Genomic DNA, 21,903 nt, shown 5'->3' with positions numbered 1-21,903 from the left:
CGACTCGTAGGATGACGCCGTGTTCGCCCTTCTGCGGTCGGTGTGGGACGAGCCCCGGCCGGTGCGCGGGGCCGCGCGGCTGTGGTGGGACTGGGCGCTGGTCGCCGTGCTCCTGCCGGTCGCGGTGCTGGAGGCGGTGCTGCGGCCGGACCTGAGCTGGCGGGCCGGTTCGGTGGTGCTGGCCGTGGTGCTGCTGCCGTTGTTGCTGGTGCGCCGCAGCAGGCCGTTGCTCGCCGCCGGTGCCGCGTTCGGTGTGGCCGCGGTCGCGTCGCTGGTGTTCTGGGGCGAGCCGGACCTCAACACCCTGGTGTTCCTGCTGCTGTTCCCGTTCGCCCTGTTCCGCTGGGGATCGGGGCGGGAGGCAGTCGTCGGGCTGGCGGTCATGCTCGGCAAGGTCGGCCTGTCGGTGGCGCTCGGGTTCCTCGGCGTGGGGGACGCGGTGGCGGGCAGTGCCGTGCTGGCCGCGGCGTGTGCGCTCGGAGCCGCGGCGCGCTACCGGGGACGGGCGCGGGCCCGTGAGCTCGACCAGGTCAAGCTGCTCGAACGGGAACGGCTGGCCCGCGACCTGCACGACACGGTGGCCCACCACGTGTCGGCCATGGCGATCCGGGCGCAGGCCGGGCTCGCGACGGCGGCCACCCGCCCGGAGGCGGCGACCGAGGCGCTCGTGCTGATCGAGTCGGAGGCCTCACGGGCGCTCACCGAGATGCGCACGATGGTGCGGGCCCTGCGCCGCACCGACTCCGCGGACCTGGCGCCCAGCCCCGCGATCGCTGACGTCGCCCTGCTGGCGAGCCCCGGCCGGCCCGGTCCCGAGGTGGCCGTGCTGATCGAGGGGGCGGCCGACGACCTGCCGAAGTCGGTGGGAACCGCGGTCTACCGGCTCAGCCAGGAGGCGGTCACCAACGCGCGCCGCCACGCCCGGCACGCCACCCGCATCGAGGTGCACGTCGACGTCGGCGGCTCGGCGGTGCGGCTGCGGGTCAGCGACGACGGCGACCCGGTCACCGCACGCACCACCCGCGGACACGGGTTGATCGGCATGGAGGAACGCGCGGACCTGCTCGGCGGCACCTGCGCGGCGGGCCCGAACCCCGGCCGCGGCTGGACCGTGACCGCCGTGCTGCCGCTCACGGGGGCCGCCCGATGAGCATCCGCGTCGTCGTCGCGGACGACCAGGAGATCGTCCGCACCGGACTCGCGATGATCCTCGACGCTCAGCCGGACATCGAGGTCGTCGGTGCGGCACCGGACGGGCGGCAGGCCGTGGAGCTCGCCAGGAACGTGCGGCCCGACGTGTGCCTGTTCGACATCCGCATGCCCGGCATCGACGGCATCGAGGCCACCCGCCTCCTCGCCGGCCCCGGTGTCCCCGACCCGCTCGCCGTCGTCGTGATCACAACCTTCGACCTCGACGACTACGTCTACGCCGCTTTGCGGGCGGGCGCGAAGGGGTTCCTGCTCAAGGACGCCGGCCCCGCGCTGCTGTCGCAGGCCGTCCACGCCGCGGCCGCCGGTGACGCCCTGATCGCCCCCAGCGTCACCGCCCGGCTGATCGAGGCCTTCGCGGACACCGGTCCCGCCGGTCCCGCCGCGCAGCTCGCCGACCCGCTCACCGAACGGGAGGAGCAGGTCCTCGCCGCTGTCGCGGGCGGGCGCACCAACGGCGAGGTCGCCGCCGAGCTGCACATCACGCTCAGCACCGTGAAGTCCCACATCGCCAGCCTGATGGCCAAGATCGGCGCCAGGAACCGGGTGGAGATCGCCATCTGGGCCTACGAGACCAGGCGCGTGCGCGGCGGTCTCCGGCAGCGGTCAGCCGAAAGTACGACGACCGCACCCGACCATCGGCCAGGATGACCGAAGACCTTCTCCCGATGAGCCGGCACCGCCTCCCGCGCCACGATCTGGGGCATGACCTCCACCACCCGGCGGGACCTGCTCGTCCCGGCCGCGATCATCCTGTTCAGCCTCGTCCCCGTGCTCGGCGGCGCACTGCGGCTGACCGAGCTCGGAACCGGCGCGGAGATCACGCCGGACAACGCGCGGTTCTTCGCCTCACCCGTGCCCGTCGTGGTGCACGCCGTCACGGTGAGCGTCTACAGCGTGCTCGGCGCCTTCCAGTTCGCTCCCGGTTTCCGCCGCCGCAGACCGGGGTGGCACCGCGTCTCCGGCCGAATTCTGGTCCTCTGTGGACTCCTGGGGGCGTTGTCGGGGCTGTGGATGACCGTGTTCTACCCGAAACCGGCCGACGTGGGCGCGTTGCTCACCGGCTCCCGGCTGGTGTTCGGCACCGCGTGGGCGGTGTTCCTCGTCCTCGGTGTCGCCGCGGCCCTGCGCAGGGACCTCGCCGGCCACCGCGCGTGGATGGTCCGCGCGTTCGCGATCGGGCTGAGCGCCGGCACGCAGGCCGTGCTGATGGGACCCTGGATCGCCTTCAGCGGCCCGCTCGACCAGCTCACCAAGGCGGTGCTGATGCTCGCCGCCTGGCTCGTCAACCTCGCCGTGGCCGAGTGGGTCGTCCGCCGCCCGGCGCGGTCCGCCCGTTCCGCGCTCGCGCTCGGGGTGACGCGGTGAAGGCGATCGTCCAGGACCGGTACGGCTCCCCGGACGTGCTGGCGCTGCGTGACGTGGAACCGCCGTCGGCCGGCAGCGGCGAGCTGTTCGTGCGAGTGCACGCCGCCGCCGTCAACGCCTACGACTGGCACATCATGCGCGGAGACCCCTACCTCGCCCGCCTCACCGGGATCGGGTTCACCGCTCCCCGCGCCAAGATCCGCGGCCGCGACTTCGCCGGAACCGTGCAGGCGGTGGGCAGGGACGTGCGGCGCTTCCGCCCCGGCGACGAGGTGTTCGGCGACCTCGGTCCCGCCGACGGGGCCTTCGCACAGTACCTGCGCGTGGCCGAGGACCTCGTCGAACCCAAGCCCGCCTGCCTGAGCTTCGAGCAGGCGGCCGCGCTGTCGTTGGCCGGGCTCACCGCGTGGAAGGGCCTGTGCGACAGCGGGGGACTGCGACCCGGTCACCACGTGCTGGTCAACGGGGCGTCCGGCGGCGTCGGGACGTTCGCCGTGCAGATCGCGAAGTCGGTGGGCGCCACCGTGACCGGCGTGTGCCGGACGCGGAACGCCGAGCTCGTGACCTCGTTGGGCGCCGACCACGTCATCGACTACACCGGCTCCGACTTCACCACCGGCAGCACGCGGTACGACCTCGTCCTCGACCTGGTCGGCAACCACCCGCTGGCAGGACTGCGCCGCGTGGTCCGTCCCGGTGGGACGGTCGTGCTGTCGGGCGGGGGAGTGTTCGAGGGCGGCAGCCTCGTCGGTCCGCTGCGGCTCCTGCTGAAGGCGAAGCTGCGGTCCGCGTTCGTCCGCGACCGGCTGCACGTGCTCACCACCGCGCCCGACCGGACGGTCCTCGCGGAGCTGCGGCGCCTGGCCGAGTCCGGTGCCGTCACGCCGGTCGTCGACCGCACGTTCTCGCTCGCTCAGGCGCCCGATGCGATCCGGTACGTGGAAACCGGGCACGCCCGCGGCAAGGTCGTGATCACTGTCTAAAGCCCGCCCGCCGCCGCGACCGCCTCGGTGACCGCCGTGATCGCCGGACCGGCGGTGCCGGGCAGCCGGGCGACGAGGATTCACCGGACCTCCCGCGCTCCGGTGCCGAAACCCCGCGCGGCCACCCGGCCGCATTCCTATACTCCGGACCATCCTGACTGGACGATGGGGGCTGCGGTGAGCGGGAACAAGGTCTTGGTGGCAGGGGCGAGCATCGCGGGACCCGCGCTGGCCCACTGGCTGCACCGGTGCGGCGCCGAGGTGACCGTCGTGGAACGGGCACCCGCGCTGCGGCCGGGCGGCCAGGCCGTGGACGCGCGCGGCGTCGCCAAGGAGGTCATCCGGCGGATGGGCCTGGAGGACGCGGTGCGCGCGGCTCGCACGGACACCGCCGGCGCGCACACCGTGGACGCCGACGGCACCGTGCTGGAGACCTACCGCGCCGAGGACGACGGCGGCGACGGCTACATCGCGGACATCGAGATCCTGCGCGGAGACCTCTCCCGGGTGCTCCACGACGACACCCGCGACCACGCCGAGTACGTCTTCGGCGACCGCATCGCCGAGCTCACCCAGGACGCGGACGGCGTGGACGTGACGTTCGCGAGCGGCACCCGGCGCCGTTTCGACCTGGTGGTCGGCGCGGACGGCCTGCACTCGTCGCTGCGCGCCCTGGTCTTCGGGCCGCGCGAGCGGTTCCTGCGGCACCTCGGCCTGGTGCTGGCGTTCTACAGCGTGCCCAACGAGTTCGGCGTGGACCGCTGGATGATCGACCACCAGGACCGCGTCACCGGCCGCTCCGCCGGCCTGCGCCCCATCGGTGACGACACCAGGGCGATGGCGATGCTGTCGTTCCCCGCGGCCGACTTCACCGTCGACCACCGCGACGTGGAGGCGCAGAAAATCCTGCTGCGCGAACGGATGGCGGGCATGGGCTGGGTGACGCCGCAGATCCTCGCGCACCTCGACGACACCCCGGACTTCTACCTCGACCAGGTCGCCCAGGTCGTCATGGACCGCTGGTCGCACGGCCGCGTGGCGCTGATCGGCGACGCCGCGTTCAGCTCGTCGCCGATGTCCGGCGGCGGCACCGGCCTGGCCCTGGTCGGCGCCCACCTGCTGGCCGGTGAGCTCGCCACCGCCGGCTGGGACCCCGAGGCCGGGTTCGCGGCCTACGAGCAGCGGATGCGGCCGTTCGTGGAGGCCAACCAGGAGATCGGCCGCATGCACGTCCACAGCCTCCTGCCGCAGACCGAGCCCGCCCCCGAACCGGACATGGAGGCGTTCACCGCCCTGATCGACCGCGCGATCAACGGCGTCGAACTGCCCGACTACGCGTTTCCGGGAACGGCGGAGTGACGAGCCTGCTGCGCGTGTCCGTCGTTGCGCCGGAGCACTCCGCCTGGGGCAGGACCGAGCTGAAGCTCCTGGTGGACGACCGAGACCCGGTCGAACCGGTGTTCTCCGAAGGACCGCGGGAGGACCCCGACGTGCTGCTGGGGCCCACCAGCCCGCTGCTGCCCGGTGACGAGCCGCGTGAGGTGATGATCGCCGAGGCGGACTGCACGTGGGGGTGCTGCGGCGCGGTGTTCGTCCGCGTCCGCCGCGAGGGCGGCGAGGTCGTCTGGGACGGGTGGCGCAACCCCGACGACAACGGGCTGTCCCTGCCGGAGGTCCGCTTCGACCTGGCGCAGTACGAGGCCGAGCTCGCCCGCGCCGACCGCGACCGGTTCTGGGAGTGGCCCGGCCGGGAGGTGGCGCGGCTGGTGCGCGACGGGCTGCGCGAGCACCCCGCCGTGCTGGACCGGTGGGACAGCGGCGTCGACTGGGCGCAGTCCTTCCCCGGCACCCGCGACCAGGTCGACGTCACGTTCACCTCGCCACCGCGGCACGTCGTCGACAAGCACTGGAGGACGACCCGCGAGTCGTTGGAGCACAAGCAGTTCATCCTGCGGTTCCCCGTGACCGAGGAGCCCGTCGAACGCCAGGCCGAGCACATCATCGCGACGTTGCGCGACAGCGACCCGCGAGCGAGCGCCGAGGTCTGCGGCGGGTACACCGCGCCGAAGTGACGAGTCCTGGGTGTGCCACACCCAGGACCACCGCGTCCTGCCCGGGACGCGAGAAGTGGCCGATCCTCGACGTCATGAGCAACGACGACAACATCGACGTGGTGGGCATGTGGGTCACGGCGGACGGCCACATCCGGCAGGAGCTGCACGCCGACGGCCGTTACGACGAAGCCCGCGGCACCCGGCGCAGCGCCTACACCGGCTCCTACTCCGTGACCGGCGCGCACCTGGACTACGTCGACGACACCGGGTTCACCGCGACCGGCGACATCCGCGACGGCGTGCTGTACCACGAGCACCTCGTGCTGTACCGGGAGCCGGCGGCTGGCACGTGAGCAGGGCGTGGTCTTCGCGGCCTGGGTTCCCGCTGTGTGCCAAGTCGTCCACTCGGCACTGGGTTTCGCCCTGCCGCCGGGCGTGCCGGACCACCCGCACCAGTCCGAGACCGAGGTGCGGGAGACGACAGGACGAAGTCATCGGAGGGTTCGGTCGATCGACGAGCAGGAGTGGCCTCGGCCTCCTGGACTGACACCTCCCACACATCGGTTCTTTACGTGCCGCGGCATCTTCGCTACGGTCGGCTCTGGGAGCGCTCCCAGAATTGGGGTGGCGGCCTGTCCGTGACGCGCACGAAGGAGTGCTGATGTCGGGAACAGCCAAGAAGCGCCGTACCGTGCTCGCGGTGCTGGGGGCGGCGGTGGCCGTCGCGTGCACGGCTCTGACGGCGGTCGCGGGTGGCGCGAGCGCGGCCCCGTTCGGGTGCCGGGTCGACTACACGACCACCGACTGGGGCAGCGGCTTCAAGGCCGACGTGACCATCGCGAACGTCAGCTCGGCGGCGGTGGACGGCTGGACGCTGACCTACACCCACGCCGGCAACCAGACGTTGCAGCACGGCTGGAGCGGCACCTGGTCCCAGTCGGGCAAGAAGGTCACCGTCGCCAACATGAGCTGGAACGCCACCGTCCCCGCGGGCGGCAGCGTCAGCGCCGGGGCGAACTTCTCCTACAGCGGCAGCAACGCCAAGCCGACGGACTTCGCGGTCAACGGCACCGACTGCACCGGCACCGTGCCGACCACCACGACCACCCCGCCGCCCGACGGTTCCGCGCCGGAGCTGCGCGTCTCCGGCAACAGGATCGTCACCGCGCAGGGCGAGCCGTACCGGCTGCTGGGGGTGAGCCGGTCCAGCGGCGAGTTCGCCTGCGTGCAGGGCAAGGGCATGTGGGACGGCGGCCCGGTGGACCAGGCGTCGGTGGACGCGATGAAGACCTGGAACGTCCACGCGGTGCGGATCCCGTTGAACGAGGAGTGCTGGCTGGGCGTCCACGGCTCGCCCGGCGGCGTCGCCTACCAGCGGGCCGTGAAGGAGTACGTGGACCTGTTGGTGTCGAACGGCATCAACGTGATCCTCGACCTGCACTGGACCTGGGGCGCCTACCCGAACGGCCCGGACTGGCACTGCAAGGACGAGCACGCGGTGTGCCAGAAGCCGATGCCGGACGCGCAGTACGCCCCGCAATTCTGGACCGGCGTCGCCACCGCGTTCAAGGGCAACGACGCCGTGGTCTTCGACCTGTTCAACGAGCCGTACCCGGAGATCGCCAGCGACTGGAACAAGACCCTCGGCTGGCAGTGCTGGCGCGACGGCGGCACCTGCACCGGCCTGCCCTACGAGACCGCCGGCATGCAGGACCTGGTCGACGCGGTGCGGGCCACCGGCGCCACCAACGTCCTCATGCTCGGCGGCCTCGAATGGGCCAACGACATGCGGGAGTGGCTGGCCCACAAGCCGGTGGACCCGTTGAACAACATCGCAGCGTCGTGGCACGCCTACAGCTTCAACGCCTGCGCCAGCGAAGCCTGCTGGGACACCCAGATCGCCCCGCTCGCCGAGCAGGTTCCCGTGGTGGTGGGGGAGTTCGGGCAGGACAACTGCGGCTTCGACTACATGCAGCGGTTGGTGGACTGGGCGGACGCGCACGAGCTGAGCTACCTCGCGTGGACCTGGAACCCGTGGGGGTGCAGCTCCGGCGCCGTGCTCATCAAGGACTGGAACGGCACGCCGGAGCCCGGTGTCGGCGAGGGCTTCAAGGCCCACCTGCTCAGCCAGGACCCGTACGGCGCCCGGTAGAGCTCAACGCCCGAGCCTGGTCCACGAGCACGTGCTCGCGGACCAGACTCGGGCGGATCAGCTCACTGCGTCGCGCCTCCGATGTGCGTCACACAGGACTTGAACTCTCCTGGCACGAACGTCACTTCGGAAGCCATTACGGTACCTCGAAATCCACCGTCAACAGTGGACAACTAGATGACACCGCAGAGGCGGTGTGCGGTGGGAATGGCTTGGTCCAATGGAATGATCAGCGGGGAACGCGCCACCGCGCGTTCCCCGCTGATGTCATCCCGGCCTCACCGAACGTGGATCGTTCAGCTGAGGGTCTTGCACGCCGTGCCCTGGTAACCGGTGCTGTTGGACACGCCGGTGACGCAGTAGGTGCCGCTCCAGGCGTTCTGCAGGGAGTAGTCGGCCCAGTTGCCCTTGCCGCCCGTCCAGGTGCCGGTCTGGGACCAGTTCAGGCCGCCGGGACCGGTGAGCGTGAGCGAGCCGGTGAAGGTGGTGTTGCGCGCCCAGCCCTGCACCAGCGCGGTGCCGCCGGCGTTGCCGCCCAGGAAGATGCAGACGTTGCCGGAGCAGCCCTGCGCCGCGGCGTGGGCCGGGACGGCGCCCAGCACCACCGCTGCCGCGGCAGCGGTGGCCAAGGCCGAGGTGGTTGCGGCCGTGCGCAATCTGGACAAGATCGCCATGAGGTTCTCCCGGTGTCGATGATCGACCGGACGCTCGGGTTCGGCTGTCGCCTGCTTCGAGGCCGGTGCTGTCGGAGATCGACGCTAAGGCTCGTGACCTGCGTTGATGACCGTCCGGACGTCGGTCGGACATCCGACCGACGGTGCGTACGCGGTTACCAGGGGCGACAGCGCGGCCGTCTGCGGTCGGTGTTGTCCACTCGGCGGTGCGGAATGCACAAAGCCCCGAACAGACGACGACGAATCTCGTGCCGATGATGTTCTCTTGCTCCATGAACCTGCGGAGCAAGCGAAGACCTCAAGACACGATCACCGTTTTCTGGTCCGACTGGCACGCGCGTCGCGCGGACTCCGGCGTGCCGGTCAACGACATCGCCCACGCCGCCCAGAGCAACCGGACCTCGATCTACGACCTGGGCAAGCGCGGCAAGCTGTTCCCCGATCCGGAGTTCGTCACCAAGCTGTGCACCGCTCTGGGCATGAACGACGCCGAACAGCGCGAATGGCTGACGCGTTATCGCGCTTTGTCAGCTGTGTCCACAAATCAGCCGGAACGGCGGAACTGGACGACGTGGCACCTCGGGGCCGTCGGCGCGGTCGCGGTGGTTCTCGGCGCAGCGGCAACAGTTCTGGTGCTGGCGGTGACCGAGAGCCGCGACCACACCACCGCTCCTGCTGCTGCTGCGGTCATCGAGGTGCAGAACAAGACTGTCGCCGGGGAGAACGAGCTCGCCGAGGACGTGACCCCCGCCTACCTGTCCAGCAGAACCGTCCGCAGGTGCGCCGCACCGGAGAACGCCTGCAAGCTGGCGGGAACCGAGATGTCCAGTGGTGCTCTGGTCGTGGCGGTCTGCCGTGCCACCGGGGACGAGCTGGTGAACTACAACCGCGACTCGCCCTACCCCGACAACCCGCACCGAGCTGTGTCGAACGGCTGGTACCGCGTGGTGTGGCCGGACAAGCGTGAGGGTTACCTGTCCGAGGTCTACGTCCACCCCGCTCATCGGGGCGGCCGCGGCCTGCGCGACTGCTGACCCGCCCTCGCGGCACCCGGTGGGATCAGCCCCGCACCACCGCGTCGAGCACGCCGGGGAACCGGCTGTCCAGGTCCTCGCGCCGCAGCCGCAGGTACAGGTACCGGCCCTCGCGCCGTTGTTCGACGACCCCGGCCTCCCGCAGCACCTTCCAGTGGTGGCTGGCCGTGCTCTTGGTGATGTCCGGCAGGATCTCCTGGCAGTTCAGCTCCTCCGCCGCCGCCAGCGTCCTGACCACCCGCAGCCGCAGCGGGTGGTCGAGCGCCGCGAGCACCGCCTCGATGGTGATGTCCCCGCGGGCAGGGCCCTCTTCGGTCTCCACACACCCGATTGTACGACTTGACTCGAACTGTTACGGTTCGAATCAAATCGAACAGTTGAGGTGGGGCGTGATGACGACCGAACAGGTCAAGCAGGACGTGGCGGCGACGTTCATGAAGGCGCTGGCCGGCCAGGACTGGGACCTGCTGCGCGGGATTCTCACCGAGGACGTGACCTGGACGCTGCCGGGCGACAACCAGGTCTCCGGAACCGTGACCGGCCAGGACGGTGTGGTCGACCGGGTGCGGCTGATCAGCGGCTTCGGCGTGGACTTCGCCCTGCTGCACGTGCTGGTGAGCCGGGACAACGTCGCGCTGAACCTCCACAACACCGCGACGAGGGGCGAGGTCGTGCTCGACGAGCACCTCGCCACCGTCCTCACGCTGGCGGACGGCAAGGTGTCCCGGATCGAGACGTTCCTGTCCGATGTGGACGGCATGAACCGCTTCTTCGCCTGACGAACTGCGGGGGATGCTCACGCTGTGACCGGTCTGGTGGCCGAGCTCGGCGTCGAGGACCCCAGCAGCTCGTCACCCTCGCCGACGGCGCGATCAGCCGCACCATGGTCCTCAACGACCCCGGTTGCGGGCGGCACGCTCGTGCCGCCCCGGAGGTCCTCCTCGACCACGTACCACGCGGCGGGCGGAGGTGAGCGGCCGTCAGTCCTGCGGCGTCAGGTAGCCGCGGGAGAACGCGACGGCCACGGCGGCCGCCCGGTCGTTGACGCCCAGCTTCGCGTACACGTGCAGCAGGTGCGTCTTCACGGTCGTCTCGCTGATGAAGAGCCGCTTCGCTGCCTCGCGGTTCGTCGAGCCGCGCGCGATCAGCTCCAGCACCTCCAGCTCGCGCTGCGACAACGGTGCCGGAGCCGGTCTGCGCACCTGCCCCACGAGCCGGGTCGCCACGGCGGGGGAGAGCACCGCCTGCCCGCGTGCGGCGGCTTCCACCGCGCGGACGAGCTCCTCCCTCGGCGCCTCCTTGAGCAGGTAGCCGGTGGCGCCGGCCTCGATCGCGGCCAGCACGTGGCTGTCCGTGTCGTACGTGGTCAGCACCAGCACCCGGGACGGCACCCCGCGCTTGGCCAGCTCCCGGATGGCGGCGACCCCGTCCGTCCCGGGCATCCGCAGGTCCATGAGGATCACGTCGGGCCGCAGGCGTTCCCCGGCCGCGATCGCCTCCGCACCGTCACCGGCCTCGCCGACCACCTCGAAGCGCGGGTCGGAACCGAACATGCCGCGCAGCCCGTCGCGCACCACGGGGTGGTCGTCGACGATCAGCAGCGAGATCACCGCACACCTCCCGCGGGGATCGCCGGCACCGCCACGGTGATCGCGGTGCCCCCGCCCGGTTCGGACTCGACGTCCAGCCGCCCCGCGAGCAGCTGCACGCGCTGCCGCATGCCGGCGAGCCCGAAACCGCCGTCCGCGGAACCGCCCGTGCGCTGGGCGTCCGGTGCGAATCCCACCCCGTCGTCCAGCACGTCGAGCGTCACCAGGTCCTCCATGTACGACAGGGTCAGGGCCACCCGGCCGGCCCGCGCGTGCTTCGCGACGTTCGCCAGGGCCTCCTGGGCGGTCCGCAGCAGCGCCACCTCGACGTCGGTGTGCATCGGCCGGGCCTCACCGGTCGTGGTCAGCACCGCCTCCACCTGGTTCACCCGCGACCAGCGCCGGGCCACGTCGCCGATGGCGTCCGGGAGGCGCGTCCGCTCCAGCGCGGCCGGCTCCACCGCGTGCACCGTCCGCCGGGCCTCGGTGAGGCTCTCGCGGGCCAGTTCCACCGCGTTCGCCACGTGCCGGCGCGACACCACCGGTTCGTCGGCGGCCTGCTCGGCTGCCTGCAGCTGGGTGAGGATGCCCGCGAGGCCCTGGGCGAGGGTGTCGTGGATCTCCCGCGCCATCCGCTGCCGTTCGTCGAGCACACCGGCTTCGCGCGCCTGCGCCAGCAGCTGGGCGTGCAGGCCCGCGTTCTCCGCCAGCGCGGTCTCCAGCTCGGCGTTCGCCCTGTGCAGCTCCACCAGCGCCCGCTTCTGCCGGTGGTTGCGCCGGTCGGACATCACGTCGGCGGAGAAGGCCGCCGTGGCCAGCACCGCCGTGACCGCGCTGACGGCGGGCCACTTCCACCACTCGTCAGCACTGATGCCGTCCGCCCCGCCCACGTAGGAGATCGCGCAGACCGCGGCCGTGACGACCACGCCGGCGTAACGCCACCGGCCCTTGAGGTACTGGAACGCGTGCACGTAGCCGATGAAGGCGAAGAAGCCGAACCACGGCGTGACCAGCACCAGGCAGGCGGTCAACGCCACGAGCCCCGCGTAGTACCAGGCCATCCGCGCGCTGTCGCCGTGCCACTGCGGGTGCGAGGTGTGGAACCACACCACCCACGCGGTGAGCACGGCCGAAAGCACCAGCACCTCCGGCAGGTGCAGGGGAGCGCCCCAGAGCGGTTGCAGCAGCGTGAACACGACGCTGACCACCAGCAACGGGTACGGGAGCAGCTGCAGGACCGCGGTCTCCCTGTGCTCCCAGCGGTCGAACTCCTCGCGCAACTCGGCCTCGACCCCCACCCCGGGAATCATCGCACGACCGTTCCCGGGGCGAGGGGAGCCGTTGCTAGACAACCGCACGCACAGCGCGCACCCGGCGCAACGCCCCCGAGACCGCCCAGCTCGCGGTCGCGGCGATCACCAGTGCCAGCAGGAACTTCGGCACGGGCGCCGCGTCGAGTGGCTGCAAGACCGCCACGACACCGACGATGACGGGCGCGTGCACGAGGTACACGGCGAAGGCGTTGTCGGCGAGGTACCGGCTGAACCGCGACGAGCCGGCGGCGAACCGGGCGAACACCCGCAGCAGCACCAGGACGACGCCGACCGCGAACGCCGACTCCCACAGCGCCAGTGCCAGGTGCGGGAGGTCGTACCCGGCCAGTTCGCCGGCCGCCACGAACCCCCGGTACCCGCCCAGCGCCAGCGGCACGAACGACGTGACCACCAGGACCACGCCGAACCAGCCCGTCCGCTGCGGCAGCGACTCCAGCCACCGGCGCCGGTACGCCACGACACCGGCGAAGAAGAGCAGCACGTACTGCGGCAGGTAGGAAGGGCTGGGTAGCCCGAGCACCGGCTCGTCCGTGCCGAGCGGGACGAGGATGCGCCAGCCGTACGTGGCCACGGCGAGCACGAGCGTGAAGACGAGCAGATCCCGTCGCCGCAACGGTTGTGACCGCACCGGCGCAGCGGTCCCGCGCAGGTGCAGGAACAGCGCGTACCCGAGCGAGAAGATCAGCAGCACCTCCAGGAACCAGGCGGGCCCGACCTCCCAGGCCGTGAAGTAGTAGGCCACGAACGACGGCCGGGTGCCGGCCGGCAGGGCGAGGTAGGTCGGCAGGTCGAACAACGGGCGCAACAGCACCACGAACGCGAGCAGCGGAATCCCGAGCCGCCTCAGCCGCTCGACCGCGAACGCGCGCGGCCCCCTGCGGTCGGCCGCACCGGGCGCGAAGTACCCGGACAGCAGGAAGAAGAACCCCATGAAGAACGACTGGTTGACCACGAGCAGCAGCGTCAACGGCACCGCTTCGGCCTCCGACGCCGGCGGTTGCCAGTTCGGCCAGACGTCGATGGTGCTGTAGGGCGCCGCGCAGTGGTGCACGACCACGAGGAACGTCAGGAAGATCCGGAGGTTGTCGAGGTAGCGGATGCGTGCCGGACGAGAGGTGCGGACGACGTCGGACAATGCCATGCGGACAGCCTGCCGCCGCCCGCCCGCGCACCGGATCGACCACGCGGACGCGGATCACGGCGGGCGCGGTAGACCCCGTCCATCCTCCGATCGGAGGATGGACGCCGTCAGCACGGCAGGTTCGACGCTCCTCATCGGACAGCCGCAGCGCACGGGCCAACGCCGAGCACACCTGTGCTGACGGCGTCGCCACCGGTCCCTGCTCAAGACCCGCGAGTGGTTTCATCGACGTCGGAGATGTCACACCGGAGCCCGGTCCGCCGATGTCTTCCAGGGGAGGTCGATCATGGCGAGGGATGCGAGGCGCCGGCCGCTGGCCGGTGGGATCGTCGTGGGGATGTTGTTGCTGCCCAGCGCGGTCAACATCGCGACGGGGGCGTTGCCCGACACCTGGGCCCGGTTCGCCTGGGTGGGCGTGCCGGTCGCGGTCGTGCTGACCGCGGTCCTGGTGGTGCTGGAAAGACGCGCCCGCGCCGAGGCCGCCCCGGAGGAGCCGCGCGGCGGCAACCAGTACTACGTCACCGGCCCCCAGAGCACGCAGATCAACTCCCCGCAGGGCACGGTCAACGTCCAGTACGGCACGCAGCAGCAGCCCGAGCGCCGGGAACCATGACCGGCGACCAGCACTTCGTCACCGGGCCCGGCAGCGTCCAGATCAACCACCCGCAGGGGCCGGTCACCGTGACCGGAACGCCGCCGGCGCACCGGCTCGAGCCGTTCTCGTTCGTCCCCGCGGTGGACCCCGCGCGGCTGGCCCACCAGCCCAGCCGGCTGCTCGACGCGCGCAGCCAGGTCGTGCCGTTCAGCGGGCGCGACGACGAGCTCGCCGCGCTGGCGAGGTGGAGGGACACCGCGGTCGCGCCGATGTCCGCCCTGCTCATGCACGGCCCCGGCGGACAAGGCAAGACGCGGCTGGCCGCGCGGTTCGCCGAGGTGTCCGCCTCCGCCGGCTGGGAGGTGGCGCTGGCCCGTCACGCGTCCGAGGCGGCTCGGTCCGGCGCGACGTTCGAGCCGCGCACGGCCGGCGGTCTGCTGGTGGTCGTGGACTACGCCGACCGGTGGCCGCACCTGGAGCTCGTCGCGCTCCTGCGGGAGCTGGGGCAGGTGGGCAGACCCGTGCGGGTGCTGCTCGTCGGCCGGACGGTGCAGTGGTGGCCCGCTCTGCGCGGTGAGCTGCGGGAGATCGGTGCCGACGTCGGCGACCTCCTGCTGCCGGACTTCGCCGACGGCACTGACGACCGCGAACGCGCCTTCGCCGCCGCCCGCGACCGGTTCGCGGCCGTGCTCGGGGTGTCGGCGCCCGTCGACGAGGTCGCGCGCGGCCTGGACGGCGACGAGTTCGGGCAGGTCCTGACCATCCACATGGCCGCCCTCGTCACGGCCCTGCGCGCGCGGCACCCCGGCGGGCCGGTGCCCGACGGCGTCGAGGGCATCGCCGCGTACCTCCTCGATCGGGAACGCATGGGGTGGGAACGCCTGCAACCGCGTCCGGGGTTCAGGACGACGTCGGCCGACATGGCCCGCGCCGTGTTCACCTCCGTGCTCAGCGACAGCATGTCCCACCGCGACGGCCTCGCCCGGCTCACCCGCCTGCGGCTCGAACCCGCCCAGCAGGTCCTCGACGACCACCGGTTCTGCTACCCGCCGCACGACCGCTCCCGGGTGCTGCAACCGCTCCAGCCGGACCGCCTGGCCGAGGACTTCGTCGCACTCATGCTGCCGGGGCACGACATCACCGGCTACGACCCGGACCCGTGGGCCGGTGACGTGCCCGGCGTGCTGCTCGGTGTCGACGAACCGGACGCGGCGGTGCCGTCGACGGTGGCCAGGACGATCACGGTGCTCGCCTCGGCCGCCGGCCGGTGGCCGCACGTGGGCCGGCAGCTCGGCGCGCTGCTGGGCGAACGCCCCCAGGTCGCCGTCCACGCCGACAGCGCGGCGCTGATCGCGTTGGCCGAGGCCAGGCACGTCGACACGGACGTGCTGCTCGCCGTCGAGGTCCACCTGCCCGATGATCGCCAGGTCGACCTCGACGAGGGCGCCGCCGCGGTCACCGAGCGGCTCGTGCGCGAGCGGGTGACCGACACCGCCCGGCTCCAGGACGTCGCGTCCTGGTGCTCCCGGCTCGGGACCCGCCTGGGGCACGCCGGTCGCAAGCAGGAGGCGGTCCGGTACGGCCTCCAGGCGCTCGCGGCGCTGAGCCGGCTCGAAGAGCTCGACCCGCGGACCTACGGGGTCGACGTCGCGCTGTGCCTGATGCGCGTCGGCGCCCACCTGTCGGACCTCGGCCGGCACGACACCGCGGTCGGCTACACCGGTCGCGCGGTCGAGCTGCTGCGCGCCAAGACCGAGGACTCGGCCCGCGCCGGCCTGGCACTGGCCCTGTCGAACTACGGCAACCAGCTGCAGAACGTCGGCCAACGCGGGAACGCCGTCGCCGCCGCGGAGGAGTCCGTTGCGCTGCACCGGGTTCTGGAGGGCACCGCCGCCGCGGACCCGCCGATGTTCGCGTTCGCGCTCACCGCTCTCGGCACGAGGCTCATGGCCGTCGGCGAGGACGAAGCGGCGCTGCGGGCGCTCGGCGAGAGCGTGGAGAGGTACCGGAGCCTGGTGGACTCGGCCCCGAAAGCGCACCTGCCCGGCCTCGCACGGGCGTTGACGAACCTCGGCACCGCCTGCTTCCGGCTCGAACGTTCGGCTGAAGCACTCGAAGCCTCCGCGGAGGCCGTGGACATCCGGCGTGACCTCGTCGCGGTGAACCGAGAGGCCTACGCGCCCGATCTGGCGCTGTCGCTGATGAACCACGCGGGTCGGCTCTGCGACGTCGGCCGGGACGCGGAAGCCACGGCCACCGCCGACGAAGCCGTGGCCTCGGCCAGGAAACTCGCCCAAGCCGACCCCGTGCGCCACACAGCCCTGCTCGCCGCAACGCTGTCGAGCCGCGGCAGCGTCTACGCGCAGGTCGACCGCGACCGCGCGGTGGACTCGTTGCGTGAAGCGGTCGCGTTGTACGAACGCCTGGTGGTGAACAACGAAAGCCATCGATCCATGTTGGACACAGCCCTGCGCAACCTGCGAATCCTCGATTCCACACCGGCGGCCGGTGCCTCCCGGACACCGCAGCCGGAGACCGTCGAGTTGTTCAACCGCGGTGTGCTGCTGGAGAAAGCCGGTCGCACGACCGAAGCGGAACACTGCTACCTCGGAGCCGCCGACGCGGGTCTCGCCGAGGCGATGTTCAACCTCGGTCATCTGTACCGCGCCGACGGTCGGCCTGCGGACGCCGAGCGCTGGTTCACCGCCGCCGTCACCGCGGGCATGACCTCGGCGTGCTTCAACCTCGGCGCGCTGTGCCTGCAACAGGGGCGCCGGGACGAGGCCCGCCGGTGGTTCCACGCCGGCGCCGACGCGGGCATGGCGATCGCCATGACGGTGCTGGGAAGCATGTACCGCGACGACGGCGCACCGGCCGAGGCCGAGCGCTGGTTCATCGCGGCCACCGAACGCGGCGAACCGGAGGGCCACTACCGGTTCGGCCTGACCCTGGCGGAACAGGGCCGGCACGCGGAAGCCGCCGTCCAGCTCGCCAAGGCGGCCGAGGCGGGCCACGCCGACGCCGCCAAGGAGCTCGCTGACCACCAGATGCGGCACAACCAGACGCACCAGGCCCACAGGTGGTGGCGCATCGCCCGCGCCGGAAGAGCTCCCGCGCCACCGCCACCGACCGCCGCACCGCAGTCGGACCACCCCCTGGTGCAGGCGGCCCTCGACCGCGACATCCCGACGCACGTCGTCTCCCCGGCCGGTAGCGTGTCCGTGGCGGCGGAGCTGCGCGAAGCCCACGTGAGGCAGCTCCTCGACGCCGGACGGCTCGACGACGCCATCGACACCTACCTGGGCGCCGCACGGGACGCCGAGGCGCTGCTGGCCCACAGCCCCACCGGCTCCGACCTGACCTACAGCCTGCTCAGGCAGCGGGCCGTCGACCTCTCCAGGGCGGCAGCCCTCCAGCAGACCGCGGGCCGCACCACCGAAGCACTCGCTGCGAGCCAGACGGCGGTCACCGCACTCGGTGAGCTCGCGGCCCGCTCCGGTGACACGGCCACCCACGCCCGGGCCCAGCGGATCTTCGCCGCGATCCGCGCCGACGCGCGCACCGAGCTGGACCGGGCCGTCGTCGAGGTCGAGGAGGCCATCGCGACGTTCTCCCAGCTCGGCGGAGCGGACTACGCGGAGGGTGAGCTCCGGTTGTGCCGGATCGTCCTGAGCGCACTGCGGTCAGGACCGCGGAACTAGGGCCTGTGTCGAAGTCCGTGTTCGCGACAGCCGGGCCTGAGGCGGCCCCTGGGGGCACGGGCGGACAGCCCACATGCAACACCGGTATGCGGGCTGTCCGCCCGCACCGCCAGGAACCACCTCAGGCGCGACTCTCATCGAACGGGACCTCGACACAGGCCCTAGTCGTCGAGGCACCGGCCGTGGGGCAGGAGCCCTCCCAGGAAGCTCCCGCCCCCTCCACCCGGCACGCTCGTGACGTACCCGACGAGGCAGGCGTTCTCCGCGACGGGCACCGCGTAGAGCAGGGCCCCGGAAGGCGCGGGGTCGTCCGGGCGGGCGATGCGCACCACGCTGTTCACGAACCCGGCCCGTTCCAGGGCCGTGCGGCGGCGATCCGCGTCGTCGGTGACCGGTGGACGCCTGGAGGGCACGACGCACCTGTCGTTCGGCGCGGAACTGCAGCGCGAGTCGACCGACATGGCGCGCTGAACGTTGTTGTAGACCTGTTCAGCGGCGGTGCGCTGCGCGGAGGTGAGGGGCGTGCGCCGGGCGATGTCGGCCGCGACCCGCCCGCAGTGGTCGTCCTTCTCGTCCTGCGCCGTGATGCACGAGACCGAGGTCCCCGACGACGAACCCGTCGGCCGGTGCCGGGTGCTCAGCCACCACGCGCCTGCGAGCAGGCAGACCGCGAGCGCGAAGCAGACGACCAGCATGGCCTGGCGGCGCCGTGATGGCATGACCCGTGTCACCGCGGCTCGTGCGGCGGGGCAGCCGGCCCGGTGCGAGCCCACCGGGCCGACGCCCGTGCCCCGAGCAGCAGTCCTGTCGCGACGGTCAGCAGCTGCACGCGCTGCACCAGACCGGCACCGGGGTGGTTGACCAGCACCGCGGACAGCACCCCCGTCACGGCCAGCAGCACCGCCACCACCCAGGCGCTCCACCACCGTGTGCTCCGTGCGAAACCCACGGCGGCAACCAGTGCGCTGAGGAACGTCAGCACGCTCGTCACCTGGTGCAACTGATGTCCGAGCGACACCGACCCGCTGCTCTCCCGGGCGCGGCACACCATGTCCACGCTCGGCGCGCAGTCCAGGGCGAGCGCGGTGTCGGCGAGGGTCGCGCCCGCGAAGACGAGCACAGCGGCGACGACCAGTCGTCCGCGCATCCCGCGGGCGGCGAGCAGCAGGCAGCAGGCGGCCAGCGAGTCGGTGACGCGGAACAGCCACCGGTACGGCTGGTCGTCGGCGAGCAGCTCGCTCACGTAGCTGTCCACTGAGGACAACCCGGTCGGCAGGACCAGCTCCAGCAGCCAGCACGAGTACAGGACCGCGGCAGCGACCAACCACCCGTGCGGCCGGCGGGACGACAGTTCCCGCATCACGCTCGCCTCATCCTTGCGCCATGCTGTGTCCCGTGGCCAACGTCGTGGGATCGACCCTGCACCTGCTGGTGGACGGACCGGCGGACGCGCCGCCGGTGGTGCTCACCTCGGGCCTGGCCGGCGCTGTCGCCGACTGGGACGCCGTGACCCGCCTGCTCACCCCGTCCGCGCGGGTGCTGCGCTTCGACCGGCCCGGCACCGGCGCGAGCACCCCGTCGCCCGAACCACCGTCGGCCCGGCGCGAGGTGGCGGTGCTGGACGCGGTCCTCGACGTCGCCGGAGCCCCGGCCGTGCTGGTCGGGCACTCGCTCGCCGGTCTGCACGTGGAGGCGTACGCGCGGTTGCGCCCCGAACGCGTGCGCGGCGCGGTGCTCGTGGACCCCAGCCTCGTCCCGCCCGGAGTCGGCCGCCCGTTCGACCTCTCCGCCGTGTTCGCGCAGGCCCTGCTCCGGGTGGGTGCCGCAGGACCGGCCGCACGCTGCGCCGGTCCGCTGCTCCGGCTCTTCGGCAGGCCACCGGCCACCGCCGCCGTGGTCGAAGAGCTCGCCGGTTATCCCGCTTTGGTTGCGGAGGTGGACGCGTTGCGCACGCACCCGTTGCCGGACGTGCCGTGGCAGGTGCTCACGGCGGGAGGGACGCTGGGCGGTGCGAGGTCGGCGTTGCACATCCTCACCGCCCACGGATCGATGGCCTCCCTTTCCGCTCATGGCCTTCATCGCATCGTGCCAGAAGCGTCGCACATGGTGCAGTTGGACGATCCCGGTGCGGTGGCCGATGCGGTGCGGCGCTGCCTCTCGTCGTCCTGACAGTTCCCGGCCGCGTGTTCAAGATCGGCGTTGCACGCGGCGAGCGGATGCCGGGTCACCGGCGGATCTCGCGCACGGGCATGACGGCGATGTCGTGCATGCGCCAGTCGGCGTCGCGCAGCCGGTGGCTGAGCCGGTCGAGCCGTTCGACGAGGTCGTCGGTGCCGGGCCGGGGTACGACGAGCATCTCGCCGACGAACACGTGGCCTTCTTCCCGCAGCCGGATCCAGGCGTCGGTGACCCAGGGCTGGTCCAGGGCGAGTGCGGTGAGCTGAGCGGGCAGGGGGTGCGGTTGGTCGTCGGTGACGGTGCGGGGCCGGCGGTCCATCAGGTCGGCGACGGCGGTGCGGGTGGTGCGCAGGCCGTCGCGGACGATGTCGGCGGAGATGATGATCGCGGCGACGGCGTCGGCCCACCACAGGCCGGCGCCGATGCCGAGGATGCCGAGGACGGCGGCGCCGGCGGTGAGCCAGTCCGCGCGGTTCATCTCCGCGTCGGCGTGCAGGACCTTGTCGTGCAGTTGTGCGGCCAGCTTCGTCTTGGCGCGGCCGAGCAGGATCGCGGGGACCATGGTGGCCAGCAGGACGGCGATCATCGGCCACCCCAGCCACACCGCGTGGTCGAAGACCTCGATCAACCCGATCGGCGGGCGCTCGCCCTGCACGAGCCGCAGCACGGACTCGACGAGGATGTAGCCGCCGAGGATCAGCAGTGCCAAGGCGGAGGCCAGGAACGCGATGGCCACCGAGCGGTGATGCCCATAGGGGTGTTCCTCGTCGACGGGCCGGTTGCGGTAGCGATCGGCGACCAGGAACGCGATGGGCGGCGCGAGAGCGAGGATGTCCTCCACCCAGGCCGCTTTCATGGCCTGCGACTGGCCCAGCACGACGGCCAGCACGGTGATGGCCACGACGAAGAACGCGACCGTCCACCACTCCAGGCGCACGGCCCGGCGGTGCAGCGCCGCCTTGTCGGGCGGAAGCTCGAAGCTGTCGTGGATCGCGGCCATGTCACGCCCCCTCACGGCGGGCGTCGAGCAGCAGCCGGCGCACCTCGTCGGGCTTCAGGTCCAGCAGGAACCGCTCGACCGTGCTCTGCCAGGCGTTCTCTCCGGCGGGCACCGCCATGACGTGATCGGCACTGGACAGGTGGATGCCGGAGTCGGTCAGGCCGGCCGCGTCCACCCGCCAGTCCGGGACGACCGCGGCACCGCCGGGGCGTTCGGGGACGTCGGCGACGGGGACGGCGGTCGCGTCTTCGTCGGACAGCAGCGCGGCCTCGGCGCTGCCTTCCCGCACCAGCACCCGTTGCCCGGTGATGTCAGCCGCTGCTCCCGCGGGCACGGCGACGACCATGTCCGTGGTGAGGTAGTCGGTGGTCAGTGCGACGTCCTTCTCCCAGGGCGACTCGGCGTCCAGCCCCGCGACGACGAGGTCGAGGCTGCGTTCGGACAGCGCGGTCATGAGCTCGGCCTCACCGCCGGACACCCACTGCACGCGCGCGCCCAGGCTGTCGGCCAAGCGCTGCACCAAGACCGTCTCGGCACCGCCCGGTGCCTGGTTCCCGTCCGTGATCGTCCACGGCGGGCGGTGCGCGACCCCGACCCGGAGCGTGCCCTCCCGCACCCGGTTCAAGGTGCCGTCGGCGTCGCGCGGCCACTGGCAACCGCCCACCGACACCAGGACCAGGACCACCGCGGCCGCTCGTTGCCACACGTGTCGAGCCAGTGCAACCGATGCCATGCGGGTGATGTTGCCCAAGACCACCCCGTTCAACCATCGGATGATCCACTCAGGAACGCCTTTCACAGGCGCAACCGGGATGAAACGCCCGAAAGCGGTGTCTTCTCACCGCAGCCACCGGAACGGCACCGCTCGCGCGGGGGAGAACGCGAGGACCG

The 21,903-nt window shown here is 72.0% G+C and carries 22 protein-coding genes; 13 read left to right on the top strand and 9 right to left on the bottom strand.

Going from position 1 to position 21,903, the window contains the following annotated elements; genetic code table 11:
• The first annotated feature begins 19 nt into the window (after positions 1 to 19).
• The 8 genes from ACZ7CD_RS33475 to ACZ7CD_RS33440 all read left to right on the top strand — a co-directional run bounded on the left by ACZ7CD_RS33475 (position 20) and on the right by ACZ7CD_RS33440 (position 7,766).
• Positions 20 to 1,150 (top strand): sensor histidine kinase, encoded by a 1,131-nt coding sequence (locus ACZ7CD_RS33475; RefSeq protein ID WP_470380492.1) that lies wholly within the window; start codon positions 20 to 22, stop codon positions 1,148 to 1,150.
• Positions 1,147 to 1,860: a response regulator transcription factor gene (locus tag ACZ7CD_RS33470; protein ID WP_360388523.1), complete on the top strand. Its 714-nt coding sequence runs from the start codon at positions 1,147 to 1,149 to the stop codon at positions 1,858 to 1,860. Before ACZ7CD_RS33475 ends, ACZ7CD_RS33470 begins: the two co-directional genes overlap by 4 nt.
• A 54-nt stretch (positions 1,861 to 1,914) precedes the next feature.
• Positions 1,915 to 2,577 carry a DUF2306 domain-containing protein gene (locus tag ACZ7CD_RS33465; RefSeq protein ID WP_458432061.1) on the top strand — a complete coding sequence of 221 codons (663 nt, stop codon included), beginning with the start codon at positions 1,915 to 1,917 and terminating at the stop codon, positions 2,575 to 2,577.
• Entirely contained in the window at positions 2,574 to 3,560 is a 987-nt protein-coding gene (locus tag ACZ7CD_RS33460; RefSeq protein ID WP_470380491.1) for an NAD(P)-dependent alcohol dehydrogenase, read from the top strand. The genes ACZ7CD_RS33465 and ACZ7CD_RS33460 overlap by 4 nt, the downstream gene beginning before the upstream one ends.
• 177 nt (positions 3,561 to 3,737) lie before the next feature.
• Positions 3,738 to 4,919, top strand: coding sequence for an FAD-dependent monooxygenase (locus tag ACZ7CD_RS33455; RefSeq protein ID WP_470380490.1), 1,182 nt, complete (start codon positions 3,738 to 3,740; stop codon positions 4,917 to 4,919).
• A 14-nt stretch (positions 4,920 to 4,933) separates the two neighbouring features.
• Entirely contained in the window at positions 4,934 to 5,632 is a 699-nt protein-coding gene (locus tag ACZ7CD_RS33450) for a hypothetical protein (RefSeq protein ID WP_470380489.1), read from the top strand.
• A gap of 74 nt (positions 5,633 to 5,706) precedes the next feature.
• On the top strand, positions 5,707 to 5,967 hold the full coding sequence (locus ACZ7CD_RS33445) for an Atu4866 domain-containing protein (RefSeq protein WP_470371990.1): 261 nt from the start codon (positions 5,707 to 5,709) through the stop codon (positions 5,965 to 5,967).
• Positions 5,968 to 6,275: 308 nt separating this feature from the next.
• The gene (locus tag ACZ7CD_RS33440) at positions 6,276 to 7,766 is read left to right on the top strand and encodes a cellulase family glycosylhydrolase (protein WP_470380488.1); all 1,491 of its coding nucleotides are present in this window, start codon (positions 6,276 to 6,278) and stop codon (positions 7,764 to 7,766) included.
• A 296-nt stretch (positions 7,767 to 8,062) separates the two neighbouring features.
• Here ACZ7CD_RS33440 and ACZ7CD_RS33435 read toward each other — a convergent pair whose 3' ends face one another.
• Complete coding sequence (locus ACZ7CD_RS33435) at positions 8,063 to 8,440, bottom strand: hypothetical protein (protein WP_470376183.1); 378 nt, start codon at positions 8,438 to 8,440, stop codon at positions 8,063 to 8,065.
• Positions 8,441 to 8,712: 272 nt separating this feature from the next.
• Between ACZ7CD_RS33435 and ACZ7CD_RS33430 the strand changes: the two genes are divergently transcribed.
• A complete protein-coding gene (locus ACZ7CD_RS33430) occupies positions 8,713 to 9,474 on the top strand; it encodes a hypothetical protein (protein WP_470380487.1) in 762 nt (253 codons plus the stop codon).
• 25 nt (positions 9,475 to 9,499) lie between these two features.
• Here the strand turns inward: ACZ7CD_RS33430 and ACZ7CD_RS33425 are convergent, their stop codons facing one another.
• Positions 9,500 to 9,796, bottom strand: coding sequence for an ArsR/SmtB family transcription factor (locus ACZ7CD_RS33425; protein ID WP_360388499.1), 297 nt, complete (start codon positions 9,794 to 9,796; stop codon positions 9,500 to 9,502).
• A 70-nt stretch (positions 9,797 to 9,866) separates the two neighbouring features.
• Between ACZ7CD_RS33425 and ACZ7CD_RS33420 the strand changes: the two genes are divergently transcribed.
• Positions 9,867 to 10,253 (top strand): nuclear transport factor 2 family protein, encoded by a 387-nt coding sequence (locus tag ACZ7CD_RS33420; RefSeq protein WP_360388496.1) that lies wholly within the window; start codon positions 9,867 to 9,869, stop codon positions 10,251 to 10,253.
• A gap of 201 nt (positions 10,254 to 10,454) precedes the next feature.
• On the opposite strand, the gene ACZ7CD_RS33415 is transcribed toward ACZ7CD_RS33420, so the two are convergent.
• The 3 genes from ACZ7CD_RS33415 to ACZ7CD_RS33405 are packed head-to-tail and all read right to left on the bottom strand — an operon-like array spanning position 10,455 to position 13,538.
• On the bottom strand, positions 10,455 to 11,084 hold the full coding sequence (locus ACZ7CD_RS33415) for a response regulator transcription factor (protein ID WP_360388493.1): 630 nt from the start codon (positions 11,082 to 11,084) through the stop codon (positions 10,455 to 10,457).
• On the bottom strand, positions 11,081 to 12,373 hold the full coding sequence (locus ACZ7CD_RS33410) for a sensor histidine kinase (RefSeq protein WP_470380486.1): 1,293 nt from the start codon (positions 12,371 to 12,373) through the stop codon (positions 11,081 to 11,083). The genes ACZ7CD_RS33415 and ACZ7CD_RS33410 overlap by 4 nt, the downstream gene beginning before the upstream one ends.
• Positions 12,374 to 12,407: 34 nt before the next feature.
• A complete protein-coding gene (locus tag ACZ7CD_RS33405; protein ID WP_470380485.1) occupies positions 12,408 to 13,538 on the bottom strand; it encodes an acyltransferase family protein in 1,131 nt (376 codons plus the stop codon).
• A 286-nt stretch (positions 13,539 to 13,824) separates the two neighbouring features.
• Between ACZ7CD_RS33405 and ACZ7CD_RS33400 the strand changes: the two genes are divergently transcribed.
• The gene (locus ACZ7CD_RS33400; protein WP_360388485.1) at positions 13,825 to 14,151 is read left to right on the top strand and encodes a hypothetical protein; all 327 of its coding nucleotides are present in this window, start codon (positions 13,825 to 13,827) and stop codon (positions 14,149 to 14,151) included.
• The gene (locus tag ACZ7CD_RS33395; RefSeq protein WP_470380484.1) at positions 14,148 to 17,834 is read left to right on the top strand and encodes a hypothetical protein; all 3,687 of its coding nucleotides are present in this window, start codon (positions 14,148 to 14,150) and stop codon (positions 17,832 to 17,834) included. The genes ACZ7CD_RS33400 and ACZ7CD_RS33395 overlap by 4 nt, the downstream gene beginning before the upstream one ends.
• 161 nt (positions 17,835 to 17,995) lie before the next feature.
• On the opposite strand, the gene ACZ7CD_RS33390 is transcribed toward ACZ7CD_RS33395, so the two are convergent.
• Positions 17,996 to 18,553 carry a hypothetical protein gene (locus ACZ7CD_RS33390; RefSeq protein WP_470380483.1) on the bottom strand — a complete coding sequence of 186 codons (558 nt, stop codon included), beginning with the start codon at positions 18,551 to 18,553 and terminating at the stop codon, positions 17,996 to 17,998.
• Between the two features lie 8 nt (positions 18,554 to 18,561).
• Positions 18,562 to 19,194 carry a DUF998 domain-containing protein gene (locus tag ACZ7CD_RS33385; RefSeq protein ID WP_470380509.1) on the bottom strand — a complete coding sequence of 211 codons (633 nt, stop codon included), beginning with the start codon at positions 19,192 to 19,194 and terminating at the stop codon, positions 18,562 to 18,564.
• 23 nt (positions 19,195 to 19,217) lie between these two features.
• Here ACZ7CD_RS33385 and ACZ7CD_RS33380 point away from each other — a divergent pair, with 23 nt between their 5' ends.
• Positions 19,218 to 20,003 (top strand): alpha/beta fold hydrolase, encoded by a 786-nt coding sequence (locus tag ACZ7CD_RS33380; protein ID WP_470380482.1) that lies wholly within the window; start codon positions 19,218 to 19,220, stop codon positions 20,001 to 20,003.
• A 55-nt stretch (positions 20,004 to 20,058) separates the two neighbouring features.
• On the opposite strand, the gene ACZ7CD_RS33375 is transcribed toward ACZ7CD_RS33380, so the two are convergent.
• Positions 20,059 to 21,012 carry a cation diffusion facilitator family transporter gene (locus ACZ7CD_RS33375; RefSeq protein ID WP_360388474.1) on the bottom strand — a complete coding sequence of 318 codons (954 nt, stop codon included), beginning with the start codon at positions 21,010 to 21,012 and terminating at the stop codon, positions 20,059 to 20,061.
• A gap of 1 nt (position 21,013) precedes the next feature.
• On the bottom strand, positions 21,014 to 21,745 hold the full coding sequence (locus ACZ7CD_RS33370; protein WP_470380481.1) for a substrate-binding periplasmic protein: 732 nt from the start codon (positions 21,743 to 21,745) through the stop codon (positions 21,014 to 21,016).
• Positions 21,746 to 21,903 lie beyond the last annotated feature (158 nt).

It is taken from the genome of Lentzea sp. NPDC036949 (genome assembly GCF_055608075.1).
Note: the sequence above shows the minus strand (reverse complement) of the source record. Positions and strands in the feature narration are given on the sequence as shown.